The following is a 14,488-nucleotide window of genomic DNA, read 5'->3' on the forward strand; positions in this document are numbered from 1 at the left end:
TTCAAATTTAATATCTCAACTTTCGGGTTTCATTTCAAAGCCGGCATTTTTAAATGTACCGATGGGCTCAGTGTACCGACGGGGTCAGGCTTTTGTTATTGATGTTATCGACCAAGGCCTTTGCCAACGAAAAAAGCCTCGATAATGCCAATAACGAAAGCCTGACCCCACCACGAAATGCGAACACCGAAAGTTGAGTTAATATGAAATACTCCGCAAATAAGAGGCGTATCTCAAGCTTTGTTGAGGGCAGAACCAGGTCAGAATAAGGTCTATATACAATGCAGCCTTCAAGTTTACCCCGGCAGAGCCCCCCGATGGGCAATTGTCCCGGCCGAAACTGTAGACAGCTCAATTGGCCGGGACAATTGCCCATCGGGGGGGCATAATGCCATTTTCTATATTCGTTGTGTCCGCCAGGACATGTGGGCTATATATTTTTCAAAATATCATCAAATACTTCAGAAATACACCCTGAAAATCAATAAATTAAAGAACTGCCACCACCAAAGGGGAAACCTCATTCCAGAAGTCAAAAATAGTTATTTTTAGTAATTAAAAGATCTAAAATTCTTTTTTAAGTTATTTTTTGTTATTTTATTCAAGTGATTATTGACAACAATCTTTTAAATATCTAATATACACCAAAATAGACCCACGCAAGGAAAAGTCCATAGCCATTGCATACAAGGCATTTATCCATAAAATGGGGTTGAGGCATAAACACCAAGTAAATACCCGGTAGACCGAAGTCAGAATACGGTCCGCCCATGGCGGTTATTAAAAACAATAAGGGGAGTTGGCAGCAGTGGAACCACAAATGATTACCATAAATGGCAGGGACTGCATTTTTCAGCCCGGAGAAACCATTCTTGACATTGCAACCCGGAACAGAGTTGAAATCCCAACCATTTGTTATTTAAAAAGAACCACCCCCACAGGAAACTGTGGTATTTGCGTGGTGGAAATTGAGGGACATTCAGACCTTTCGCTGTCATGTTCCACATTGGCCAAAACCGGAATGATTGTACAAACCGATTCCCCCAGGGTTGTTTCCCAACGGAAAACAGTTCTGGAACAAATGTTATCATCAGGAAATCATAACTGCACCATCGGCTCTTCCGGGGACGACGCCTGGACCCAGTTTCAAATGGACGTTGAATCCAATGACGATTACGAAACCCTGTGTCCAGCCTGGGGGGAGTGTAAACTCCAGGAACTGGCGTATAAATACCAGGTCCAGGGGAAACACACCTCAGCCCCTGCAAGAAAGATTCCCCTGGAGCTGGACAACCCTATGATCATACGGGATACATCCCGGTGTATTATGTGTGGCAGGTGCGTGGCTGCCTGCAATGAAGTCCAAGTCAACCGGGCCATTGCCTTTGGTGACAATGGCAATGAAAAAAAAATCATCGCAGGCAAAGATGATTCTCTGATGACATCGGATTGTGTTTTTTGCGGAGAATGTGTACAGGCTTGCCCGGTGGGGGCTCTGGTGGAAAAAAAAGCCCTCAACGCCATCCGGCCATGGGAAACAAAAAAAATTCGGACAACCTGTCCCTATTGCGGTGTGGGCTGCCAGCAGTGGCTCCATGTAAAAGAGGGTAAAATCATTAAGGTCACTGGTGTGGAGGACGGAAAACCCAACCAGGGGCGTTTGTGTGTCAAGGGTCGATTCGGGTATGATTTTATTTATTCAAAAGAACGGCTGAGAACCCCCTTGATCCGGGAAAACAATGAACTTCGCAAAGCCACCTGGGATGAGGCTCTGGATCTTGTGGCAGAAAAATTTACCCGGATCATTAAAGAAGACGGCCCCCATGCACTGGCAGGTGTGAGCTGTGCCCGAAGCATCAACGAAGACTCATACCAGATGCAGAAATTGTTCAGATCGGTGTTTAAAACAAACAATATAGATCATTGTGCCCGCACCTGACATGCTCCCACCGTTGCCGGGCTGGCAACATCATTTGGTTCAGGCGCCATGACCAACTCCTTTGGGGAGTTTTCCAAGGCAAAAATGTTTCTTGTTATCGGGTCCAACATGACCGAGGCCCATCCAGTGGCAGCCACTTTTTTAAAAAATGCTGTGGAAAAAGGGGCTCGCCTCATTGTCATTGATCCCCGTCGTCATAAGCTGGTGGATTTTGCAGAGCTCCATCTGCCGTTAAAAGTGGGAAGCGACATTGCCCTTATCAACGGCATTATGCATGTACTCATTAAAGAAGGACTTTACGATAAGGCCTTTGTCTCTTCCTGTTGTGTGGGATTTGAAGAGTTAAAAGAGAAAGTGGAAAAGTATCCACCGGAAAAGGTTGCTCAAATATCGGGCATTGAGGCCGAAACCATCCGGAAAGCAGCCAGGATACTGGCATCTGTAAAACCGGTGATGTTGTGCTACACCCTTGGCATAACAGAACACACCTGCGGTAAAAACAATGTCATGGACACAGCCAATCTCCAGATGCTTCTGGGAAACATGGGTAAGGAGTGCGGTGGCGTTAATCCCCTCAGGGGCCAGAACAACGTCCAGGGGGCCTGTGACTGCGGCGCCCTTCCCAATGTTTTTCCCGGATACCAGGCAGTGACAGACAGTTTTGCCCGGAAAAAATTTGAAAAATCCTGGGGGGTCAGCGATCTTCCATCGGAAAACGGCTTAATGATTCCCCAGATGATGGATGGCCTTGTGAACGGCAAGGTAAGGGGATTTTACATCTTTGGGGAAAACCTTGCCAACACAGAACCGGACATAAAAAAAGTTGAACACGAACTTTCATCGGCGGAGTTCATTGTGTGCCAGGATATCTTTGAAACCGAAACCACCCGCTTTGCCCATGTGGTGTTCCCTGCTGCGGCCTGGAGTGAAAACGACGGTACCTTCACCAACAGTGAAAGACGGGTAAGCCGGGTGCGCACCGCCAGCAATCCGCCGGGATATGCAAAACCCAACTGGTGGATCTTTAAACAAATTGCCCAACGCATGGGACATCACTGGAAATCCAATAGTGCCCAAGAAATCTGGGACAATGAAATATCCATGCTGGCCCCCAATCTGGGGGGAATTAAATATAATCGCATTGAAAAGGACGGACTCCAGTGGCCCTGCCCTGATACAAACCATCCCGGCACCTGTGTGCTTCATCAAGATGGTGAATTTGCCTGTGGACTTGGGGTATTTAACCCCGTGGACTGGACCCCTCCTGCCGAGGTCCCCGATGAAACCTATCCCTTTGTGCTCAGCACGGGACGACGGCTTTACCACTACCATACCCGAACCCAGACCGGTCGCTGTGAAGGCTTAAATGAGCTTCTGGGGGAAGAAACCGCTGATATTTCACCGGAAGATGCCCGGGCAATGGGCATTTCATTCAATGATTTTGTCAAGGTAAAATCACGACGGGGGGAAGTGTGTATCAAGGCCAGGATTACCCCCGAGGTGCCCAAGGGCATGGTGTGGATGGCCTTTCATTTCCGTGAGGGCAATGCCAACTGGTTAACCAACCCGGCATTTGATCCCCAGACTTTAACCGCTGAATATAAAGCCTGTGCCGTGGCTTTGGAAAAAGTTTAATCCCTGCCAGATATATCTTCTGTTTTCTCCCCGCTTTGCATCTCCCACCACTTCCCGGGGAGCCTTCATGGCTCCCCGGCTTCCTTTTAACGATCTGTTCCCCGGTAAATCCACATGGGTACGATGCGGTCTGTTTTTTCAAACCCGCATTTAATATAAAATCCCACCGCATCCCCATGGCGATGGGCATTTGCCGGTGAAATCCACCATATTTATTATTTCTGATCAGAAAAAACCGATATGATCAGCTGAGCAGGGGCCCCATGTATTCAAACATGCCAAGCCCGCTGTCATGCTCTCTTTTATTGTCCATATTTGAAATCCCATGGAAATTATCCCGGATTTCTTCAACGCTGATGGAACGTTTGGCATCCCCAAGGCAGACCCCGTCACCGGAAACAATGGCGGTGCGGCCATACCAGCCGGCCCCTGTTGCAAAAATATTTCCAGACACCTTATTCTCTTCGGAACAAAGATAAAGCACCATGGGTTCATTGAACTGGGGATTCATTTTTTCTTCAAACTCCGGAGGAAACACATCGGCGGTCATGCGGGACCAGGCATTGGGGGCAACGGTGTTGACTTTTATATCGTACTTGGCCACCTCAAGCTTCAAAGAGTTCATGATGCCCACCAGTCCAAGCTTGGCTGCCCCATAATTGGTTTGACCGAAATTTCCATAAAGCCCGGATATGGATGCCGTAAAAACCACCCTGCCATAATTATTTGCTTTCATGATTTTAACCGCCGGCTGGGTAACACAAAAAGCCCCTTTAAGATGAACATTCATGACCAGGTCCCACTCTTCTTCGGTCATTTTTAAAAAGGATTTATCCCTTAAAATACCGGCATTATTAATCAGAATATCCAGTTTTCCATAGCTATCCATGGCAGTTTTTACAATATTTTCTCCCCCGGACATGGTGGCCACAGAATCATAATTGGCAACGGCCTTTCCCCCGGCTGAAATAATTTCTTCCACCACTTTATCCGCAGCAGAGGTGTCAGCCCCGGAACCATCCCGGGTGACACCAAGATCATTCACAACCACCCTGGCACCCCTGCGGGCAAGCGCCAGAGCATACATCCTGCCGATGCCCTGGCCTGCGCCGGTGACCACTGCCACCCTGTCGTTAAAATTTACACGTTCCATTGAATTCTCCATTACATTATCAAACGAATTTTTACTTCCTCAAAATAAAACCTCCGGTCAACCTCAGCAGAGCCGCCCCCCGACGGGCAATGGGAACCGGACAATTGAGCTGTCTACAGTTCCGGTCCGGGCCCATTGCCCGTCGGGGGGCGGCGGTATAATACCGTTTGGCTCCGCGTCTACGACCCTATATTTGCTGTGTCCCACAGGAGATGCCCATTATATCAAATGCCTCCCGGATCTGGGGTGTATTTCAATCTTTGTTGTGGGTGGAACCGGATCAGAATTTCGTGGTGGGGTCAGGCTTTCGTTATTGACATTATCGAGGCTTTTTTCGCTGGCAAAGGCCTTGGTCGATAACATCAATAACAAAAGCCTGACCCCATCGGCACACTGAGCCCATCGGTACATTTAAAAAGCTGGCTTTGAAATGAAGCCCGAAAGTTAAGTTATATGAAACTACCAGGACATGGCCTGGTTTACTTCTTCATCTGTGATATCCACAATTTCACCGGTTTCCGGCTGTTTTTCTTCATAAAATGTTTCAGAAAAACGGTGGTCCTTATCTGTTATACCCGCATCAATATTAAACTGATGCTCAAATTTCAGCGTTTCTTTAACAAAATCGTCAAATTCTTCCGCAGAAATGCTCACCCCGTACAATGCCTTCATCAAATCCAAAAGTGGGGTCATATCGTCCCGCACCGAGTACCGGACAAAATTACACATGCCCATGGCATCCATGCGGGAACCGATCACCTGAAATTTCTTGGACAAAGCAACTTTACCTTCTTTGTCCGTGGGCACATCTTCATCCCGCAGGGTAAACCCAAAGGTGTGATCCGCCCCCATGGGGGAGGACAAATAGGTCATGGCCATGCCTTTGGAACCCCGGGGTTCATAGGCAGGCAGGGCCTGTCCCAGCACATGGGGGGCATGTCGAACCCCCAGCACCTTGGCCGCGATTTTAACCCCCGAGGCCAGAATACGTCCCAGGGGGGTGAGACTTCGAATCTCTTCCATCATTTGAATGGCTGCGTCTCCATCGCCAAACTCGGCAAGCCCCGCCTCCATGGCAACCCCAATGGCAGCCCCGCAATCCAATGTATCCACCCCGGCATCATTGGCAATGCGATTCATGGTACCAATGACATCAAGACTGTCCACGCAAAGATTTGAGCCCATGAGGGCCATGGTTTCATACTCAATGGGAGAACAAAGCAAAGACCCATCCTTTCTGGGGTAAACATTGGAACACTGTATGGCACAGGGCTGCATGCAGGCGTGCTGGGTCAAGCCCTCCCCTCCCCGCTCTTTAATGATATCGTACATGGTCTGGGCATTTATTTTTTCCGCTCCCTCCATGGTGCCCCGGGTGAAATTTCTGGTGGGCAGTACATTCAAAGACTGGCAGATATCCACCATGGCAGCCGTGCCGTATTTGGTGAACAACGAAGACACAGGATTTTCCCTTAACAATTGAACAATCTTTTTGGAGCCTGCTTTAAACATCTCCTTATCAGCGAAATCAGGCTTAACCTCTCCGTCATTTAAAAGAACAAGTGCAATGATCCGTTTTGACCCCATCACCGCTCCCAGCCCCCCCCGTCCGGCATACCGGGAACAGACACCATGGGGGTCAGAACAGGCGATGCCTGTGGCCAGCAGCAATTTTTCCCCGGCCGGGCCAATGGTCATGCAGCCTGCTTTTTTGCCAAATTTTTCACACAGCAGATCGGATTTTTCATACACCCCCTTTCCCACCAGAAAAGAGCCGTCCACCAATTCACATTTATCTTTTCCAATCACAATGATCTGCCAGGGGGCATCACCTGCCGGGGCATCCTCAATGACAATGGCCCGCAACCCATGACTTGCCATGCGGGTGCCCACAATGCCGCCAGCATTGCTCTCCTTGGCCCCCCCGGTGAGGGGACTTTTGGACCCGATACTCAACCGATTACAACTGGAAACGGTGGTGCCGCTCAGGGCACCGTTGCATAGAAATAATTTATTTTTTTTACCAAGGGCATCACAATCTGCCGGAATTTCCCGGCTGATGAGCCGGGAAGACAAGGTACGCCCACCCAGCAGATATTCCTTGGAATTTTCCTGTTCCCGTTTAATTTCACCGGTTGCCGCATTGATTCTTAATATGGAAAACATTACTCCCCCCTAATAGTTGTGTGGTGTGTTTTTACATCCGCCACGGACCATGCGAACTTAATGCCGGAGTCATCTTTATATGAAATACGCCTCAAATCAGGGGTGTATTTCAAGCTTTGTTGTGGGCAGGACCGGATAAAATAAGGCCTGCCCGTGGTAGTTATATACAATGCACCCTTCAAATTTGCCCCGGCAAAGTCCCCCCAATGGGCAATAGAAACCGGCCAATTGAGCTGTCTACGATTCCAGGCCGGACCGCCCATTGCCCCTCGGGGGGCGGCATGATACCATTGTAATATCCGTTGTATCCGACAGGACATGCCCGTTATATGACCATTTGATTGCAAAAATATTAACATTCTACTATAAATTATGAAAGAGATAAAAGTTCATAATGAAAACTGACAAAAGTGGTGATATCAATGAAACTCCAGCCATGGGCAGAACTTATTATGATTCAATTTTCCCCGCAACAAGTTATAAAAACAAAAATAAACCTTCTTTATTATCTGCTTGCTGCTGCTTTGCCCTGGGCGATGTCAATACTGCTGTTATCTGCCTGCACACCTCCCCAGCCACTTGAAATAACATCTGAAAACAGAAATGGTATCTCCGACAATGAGATTCTCATCGGCTCTTCCCTGGCATTGGGAGGACATGCCGGATACCTTGGCACCCAAATGCTCCAGGGGGCCAGATCCTATATTCGTCACATCAATGACATGGGTGGCATTCACAATAGAAAAATCCGTCTCATCACCCTGGATGATCGGTATAATCCCACCCAATGCCTGTACAATACCCAGCAGTTAATTCTGGAAAAAAAGGTATTTGCCCTGTTCTGCTATGTGGGTACCCCCACCACGGTGCGAATTATCCCCCTTATCAATGAGGCAAGAATCCCCCTGGTGGGCATATTCACCGGTGCCAACCGTTTGCGACAACCGGTGAACCGCTATTTAATCAACATCCGGGCCTCCTATTACCAGGAAACCCGGGCTGCAGTTGATTTTATTGTGAAAAAAAAACAATTGAACCAAGTGGCGGTGTTTTATCAATATGATGAATATGGGTTTGACGGTCTCAGGGGTACTGAAATCGCTCTTAAAAAATATGGACTCATCCCCGTTGCCAAGGGATCTTATGTCCGGGGCACCCTGGATATTGAGGCGGGTCTTGACAAAATCATTGCATCCAATGCAAAGGCCGTGGTCATGATCGGTACCTATGACTCCTGCGCTAAATTTATTAAACTTGCAAGGGAACGCAATTTTTCGCCCCTGTTCCACAATGTATCCTTTGTGGGCTCCAAAGAACTTGCCAGAAGACTTGGACCCAATGGGCAAGGCGTAATGGTCACCCAGGTGGTGCCCCCCCCCACGCTTTCCCCGGACACCCCGCCCCTTCCCGGAGTAAAAGAGTACATATCTCTTTTGAATACCGCCTATCCCAGGAGAAAGCCCAGCTTTGTGGGACTTGAGGGATATCTCAATGCCAGAATCCTGGTGGAAGGTATTAAACGGGCCGGACCGGACATCACCCGGGAAAAATTCATCAACGCCATTGAATCCATTGATCAATTTGATCTTGGCATACAAAATCCCCTCACCTTTGGCAAAAATGACAACCAGGGACTGAATGATGTTTACTATACCATTATCCAGGACGGTAAACCGGTGCTGCTTAAATGAATTATTTTAACCAACTCAGCCTTAAAAACAAAATATTCATCTCCTGCCTGGGAATTATTCTACTGGTGAGTTTTTTCATTGCTCTATTCACAAGATCTCTTTTAATTACAGGTCTCACCGGTGAATTAAAAAAAAGAGGCATTGGTATTGCCCAGGGGGTTGCCGACAGTGCCAGGGTCTATATGCTCACAAAAAACCGGGCAGAATTAACTGCCATAGCCTATGATGCAAAACTTGGGAATCGTAAGGACATTATCAAATATCTGATGATCAGCGATAACCGTGGTAACATTCTGGCGCATACCTTTACCACCGGCTTTCCGCCCAATATCGAAACCCTGGTTAAAAACCAGAATATTGAAACAGCCAACATCACCGGTGCAGAGGTTAACGGGCATTTGTTTTTTCATGTGGTGGTGCCGGTAAAGGAAGGTATTTACACCATTGGATCAGTGCAGGCAGGGTTAAACAAACGTCACATTGAACGGCTAATATCGGATTTACGCCTGCTTTTTTTAAGCTTTTTGTCCATGGTGAGTATTATCTTCTTTTTTTTAAGTCACCGCCTGGCCCTGCACATCACCAAACCCATATCGTCACTGATTCGCTACACCGACCAGATTACCCGGGGAAATTTTAACATCTTTTTTGAGGACAATCGCATAAAAACCCATTGGAAGCCCGGAGCCAGAAACGATGAAATTACCAAACTGACCAATTCATTTATCAAAATGACCTCCCGCTTAAAGGTGTCCACCAATCGATTAAAAGAGTCCCAGAAAAAATATCATGCCTTGTTCAGAAGTGGACCCAACCCCATTTTTGTGGTAAAGGAAAAAACCTTTGATATCCTGGATGCCAACCCCAATGCCATGGAAATGTTAGGGTATGAACGAAGAGAGCTGCTCCGGATGAACCTTTTTTCCATTGGTAATCTCAATGAAATTGACTTTATCCATAAATACCCCGACCATGACACCATGGTAATCAGTTCAAAAGTTAAATTTTTCAAAAAAAACGGAGAATTTATATTTGTCAACATCCATGCCAACCCATCTGAATATCGGAACAAAAAAGTTCTCATTGTGGCGGCAACGGACATCACCGAGCTTGTGGAAAAAGATTCCCAGTTGATCCAGGCCAGCAAAATGACCAACCTTGAAAAAATGTCCGCAGGCATTGCCCATGAAATAAACCAGCCCCTTAATGCCATTAAAATGGGCAGTGAATATCTTTGTATGATGAAAGAAAAAAAACAAACCGTTAAAGATGACGATCTTGACATGGTTCTAAGCCAGATCAGCAGTCAGGTCACCAGGGCTGCTGAAATCGTGGGACGTTTAAAAACCTTTTCGCGAAAGGCGAATTTTTCCAGGGAGGTGATCCAAATCAATAATTGTGTCCGGGCGGTGAATAAAATCATCGGCAGGCAGATTACCCTTCAAAACATTGACCTTGTCATGGATCTTACCCCATTACTGCCCACGGTTCTGGCCCATAATAACCGCATGGAACAGGTGATTTTCAATCTGGTCACCAATGCCAAGGACGCCATCAACGAAAGGATTGAAGATAGAAACGATATTGAAAAGGGGATTATCACCATCACCACTTTTTTTGATGATGACATTGTGGGCATAAGTATTGCTGACAACGGCACCGGCATTGACCCCGGGCAGGTGGATCTTATATTTGATTCCTTTTACACCACCAAAGAGATGGGAGAAGGTATGGGGCTTGGGCTTTCCATTATCCAGGGAATCATAAAAGACTACAACGGCACCATCTGCGTGGGCAGCACACCGGGCCATGGTGCGATTTTTAAAATTACTTTTCCGGCACATGTTCAAAAAACAGGGGAAATGAAAGCAAAAAGGAACATATAGATGAAAATTTTAGTCATAGATGATGAAAAACCCACCCTTTCCATGTTTAAACTCTTTTTAACCGCCTATGGGTATGATGTTTATACGGCAGAGAATGGAGAAAAGGGTTTGGTGATTTTTAAGGAAATTGCCCCGGAGATTGTTTTCACAGATATTAAAATGCCGGGCATGGACGGCCTGGAAGTCCTTGCCTGCATCAAAAAAACAGATATCCCGTCACAGGTTGTTATCATCACCGGTCACGGGGACATGGAAAGGGCCATGGAGGCCCTGGATTTAAACGCCTCGGATTTCATCAACAAGCCCGTTGAACGCCGGGCATTGAATGCAGCCCTTTTCCGGGCGGAAAAAAGAATGGCATTGCCCCGAAAATTACCGGCAAAATTTTGTGCAACAACAAAAAATGGTACTTTGACCATAGAGATAAAAGGTCGATTAACGGCATCGGCGGAACAGGCGCTTTCGTCTCTTTCATCCCCGGCCTTATCACAGAACATTAACCGCCTCTGCCTTGTAATGGATGACAGTTTTTCCATTGATCGCCGGGGAATCGCTATTTTGATGAAACTCATGGGTCCATTAAAACACCGGGGAATATCCATTGTCATGGAAAACATCACCTGTAATTACGCCCGTGTCTTTAAAATGGCAGGCATGGATAAAATGGCAACTTTACAAGAAACTATACACGATGACTGACAAAGGGTGTCACAATGAACCAATACCGCCCGCCCCATATTTCCAATATTGTTCATCGACAGCGCCTGTTTACGCTTCTGGACACCCATTTTCATAAACAGACCGTTATCATCAGCGGCCAGGCAGCCCAGGGCAAATCCACCCTTGTGGCCTCATATCTTGCCTTGTCCCGGGAAAAAGTGTTGTGGTTCCATCTTTCCCCAAATCATGGAGACCATTCCAAGCTGTTTGATCTGCTCTTCCAGGGAATAAAAAAAACAGGGATGGAGGCGCAGTCGGGCACGGTGCATGGCGATATTCCCCACACCACCCTTGGAACGGACAAGGCCTTTCTCCGACATTTTGAAGGCATCAGCGTCATGCTAAGGCACATTCCCCGGCCGTTAATCCTGGTTCTGGATGATTTTGAATCCCTGGAGGAATCCTCTTCCGGATTTCAATTGATCAAGGAACTTCTCAATCAACGCTTTGACAAGTTAAAAATTTTTATTCTTTCACGCACCATCCCCCCCTTGCCCATGCCCCGGTTCAAGATGGAACAGAACATCGCAATGTTAACCAATGAAGATCTGGCCTTTACCATTGGAGAAACCCGGCAGTTTTTTTCCCAAAAAAACAACATGGACACAGGGGACATTGAAAAAATACAGAAAATCACACAGGGATGGGCCGGGGGGCTAACTCTGGTCTTCCAGTGCATGGATCGGTTTAAGAATATTGACAACCTGCCGGACCGATTATCATGGGAGGTATTCAGCTTTTTTTCCCAGGAGATCTACCAGACCCTTACCCGGGACATGCAATCTTTTTTAATGAAAACCGCTGTACTTGACACCATTGATCCCGGGGCCGCACTTTATATTTCACACGCCCCCGGTGCCTTTGATGTATTAAAAGCGCTTGAGAAAAAAAATCTTTTCATACAACGCATTGATTTTGGAGGTAAAGGACCGGCATTTAAATATCATAAACTGTTCCGGGAATTTTTATTGCAGGATCTTTTAAAAACAAAAGGCGCTCAAACCGTTGAAAAGCTCAATCGCAGGGCAGGACAATTTTACTGGAACAAAAGGGATCACGAACAGGCCATGGATTATTTCATTAAAGCCCATGCCTTTTGTGAAATTGCCGACATCATCAAAATTAAGGGAACAGATTATCTCATTAAACAAAAAATGTCGCGGTTGAAAAAACGGATGGATGCTCTGCCCCGGGAAATGACCCAAAATGATCCCTGGCTGTTGTTTTTTCTCACCATGACCCGGCGTATCCAGGGGGGAAAAAAAAATATACGGGACCTTAAAAGAGCCATTGGAATTTTTGAAGAGAATAAAGATACACGGGGGATATTGCTTGGTGTCGGATATCTCATTGAAGCGGCGGTGTTTATCCGCCAGCCCTCCAGAAACATACTGGAATGGATAAAAAAAGGAGAAAAACAGCTCCGGGGGATGGATCAAAAAAACAGATATCCCTGGGCCCGCTCCCTTTTGTGGCAGCAGATGGGGCTGGGATACATTGCCGGAAACGGCAACATTCCCAAAGGTATTTCTGCCTGTAAAAATGCTATGTTGTTAGGGCGGCAGATAAATAATGAAGACCTGGTTCTCAATGCATCCATTACCCTGACATTTGGCTATGTCCAGGCAGGGGATTTTGCCAATGCCCGGAAAATGCTATCAAAAATAAAGAATCTCACCAGTGAAGGCAGGCACCCGGAATACCGGGCCTTAAAGGCAATTGTGGGCATTGATTTTGCCCTTAAAAACGGACAATTTGATGCAGCCAGGGAACTTTTGAAACGCTCCGAAGCTGACATTGAAAAATTCGGTTTGATTTTTCTTTATCCCGGGTTTGTTGAGGCAAAGGCGCTATATCTTTTATACACCGGACAATTTAATGATGCCCGGCAGATGGCAGACCATCTCAATGATTTTTCACTTCTGGAAGGGAACACCTTTTACAAAGGCATCTCCCATCGCATCAAGGCTTTGAGCCACCTGCGGGAAAAAGCATGCACACCGGCAGAACAGGAGATTAACCTGGCACTGGACGCCCTGGCCCAGGTTCCCAAGGGGGATATTCATTATTTTCTTACCCGGCAACTGGCAGGAATCATTCTTTTTCATAACAAAGCCCATGCCCGGGCCCGGGAACTTCTGGAACCTGTTTTAAACTATTTTCAAAGTATATCCTCGGATCTATGTGCCTGTGAAACCCAGTTGATTTTGGGATTGAGCGCCTGGGAGCTGGATGATCCGGAGACTGCTTTTTTTCATCTGAAAAATGGCTATGACAAAGCCTGCCGGGAAAATTACGATTTTTTCCCTTTGATTGGTGAAACCTTGCTGATCAAGGCCATTGTTCTTCTCACAGCCCATGGCCAAATCCAGCCATTGGCACCCTACCCCCTTTCCCTTATGCAAAACACTCCCCCGGAAAAGGTGTTCCTCTCCATGGAACAGATGTCAGCGCCATGCAGCAAAACAGAAAAAAACAAGCGCCTGGAAAACCTGCATCCATTATATAAACAGCTGTTACCCAAGATCAGAATCAAAACATTGGGACAATTTACCATTCAATGTAATGATAAAACAGTGGATCATAAAACCCTTGGGGGCTCAAAACCCCTTTTGCTGCTCAAGGCCATTGTGTGCCATGGTTCCAGGGAGATTCCCAAAGAGATCCTCATAGATAACCTGTGGCCGGAAGCCACGGCAAAGGCCGGTGAAAAAAATTTTAAAATTAACCTCCACCGCCTGAGAAAGGCCCTGGAACCCCAGCCCATAAAAGAGTTCGGTCATTCCTATATTATCCAGAAATCAGGGCTGATTTCCCTGGATGGAGAACTTGTGAGTCTTGATGTGGACGAATTTATGGCGGCCGGTACCAGGGCCATGGAAGAAGAACGAAAAGAGCAGTTTAAGGCGGCCCTGGGGTATTATGATCATGCCATGAAATTATACAAAGGGGATTATTTCAATGAAGAGCCCTATGTGGAGTGGATGGCTCGGAAACGAGACCTTTTTAAAGCCAGGTTCATGGAATGGATGCAGAAAAAAGCAAGGCTCCATGAAGAGCTGGATCAAAGGGACAGCGCCATCAGCACCTGGCACCGGATTCTCGGAATGGATGCCTGCTTTGAAAGCGCATACCGGAATCTGATGATCCTCCATGCCGATGGCGGAGAAAAGAACAAGGCCATGGAAATTTTCAAACGGTGCCGTGATACCTTGCAAAAAGAGCTGTCCACCCAACCCGGCCCCCAAACCATGGGACTTTATGATCAGATTATCTCCAGGTAAAAGTCTGCCCGTGG

General features: G+C 46.9%; 7 protein-coding genes. 5 read left to right on the forward strand and 2 right to left on the reverse strand.

Annotation, left to right across the window (positions count from 1 at the left end; translation table 11 throughout):
* The first annotated feature begins 808 nt into the window (after positions 1 to 808).
* Positions 809 to 3,574, forward strand: coding sequence for a formate dehydrogenase subunit alpha (gene fdhF / locus B9A32_RS18410; protein WP_212638009.1), 2,766 nt, complete (start codon positions 809 to 811; stop codon positions 3,572 to 3,574).
* 244 nt (positions 3,575 to 3,818) lie between these two features.
* Here the strand turns inward: fdhF and B9A32_RS18415 are convergent, their stop codons facing one another.
* Positions 3,819 to 4,727 carry an SDR family oxidoreductase gene (locus B9A32_RS18415; protein ID WP_084071433.1) on the reverse strand — a complete coding sequence of 303 codons (909 nt, stop codon included), beginning with the start codon at positions 4,725 to 4,727 and terminating at the stop codon, positions 3,819 to 3,821.
* 459 nt (positions 4,728 to 5,186) lie between these two features.
* On the reverse strand, positions 5,187 to 6,893 hold the full coding sequence (locus B9A32_RS18420; protein WP_084071434.1) for an aldehyde ferredoxin oxidoreductase C-terminal domain-containing protein: 1,707 nt from the start codon (positions 6,891 to 6,893) through the stop codon (positions 5,187 to 5,189).
* 422 nt (positions 6,894 to 7,315) lie between these two features.
* On the opposite strand from B9A32_RS18420, the gene B9A32_RS18430 reads away from it, so the two are divergent.
* From B9A32_RS18430 to B9A32_RS18445, 4 genes are read left to right on the forward strand one after another with little or no spacing between them, the layout of a single operon-like run.
* On the forward strand, positions 7,316 to 8,584 hold the full coding sequence (locus B9A32_RS18430) for an ABC transporter substrate-binding protein (RefSeq protein WP_232367230.1): 1,269 nt from the start codon (positions 7,316 to 7,318) through the stop codon (positions 8,582 to 8,584).
* Positions 8,581 to 10,470: an ATP-binding protein gene (locus tag B9A32_RS18435; protein WP_084071436.1), complete on the forward strand. Its 1,890-nt coding sequence runs from the start codon at positions 8,581 to 8,583 to the stop codon at positions 10,468 to 10,470. The genes B9A32_RS18430 and B9A32_RS18435 overlap by 4 nt, the downstream gene beginning before the upstream one ends.
* Complete coding sequence (locus tag B9A32_RS18440) at positions 10,471 to 11,169, forward strand: response regulator (protein WP_084071437.1); 699 nt, start codon at positions 10,471 to 10,473, stop codon at positions 11,167 to 11,169.
* 14 nt (positions 11,170 to 11,183) lie between these two features.
* Positions 11,184 to 14,474 (forward strand): AfsR/SARP family transcriptional regulator, encoded by a 3,291-nt coding sequence (locus tag B9A32_RS18445; RefSeq protein WP_084071438.1) that lies wholly within the window; start codon positions 11,184 to 11,186, stop codon positions 14,472 to 14,474.
* The last annotated feature ends 14 nt before the right edge of the window (positions 14,475 to 14,488 follow it).

It is taken from the genome of Desulfocicer vacuolatum DSM 3385, assembly GCF_900176365.1.
In the GTDB taxonomy this organism is placed as follows: Bacteria; Desulfobacterota; Desulfobacteria; order Desulfobacterales; family Desulfobacteraceae; genus Desulfocicer; species Desulfocicer vacuolatum.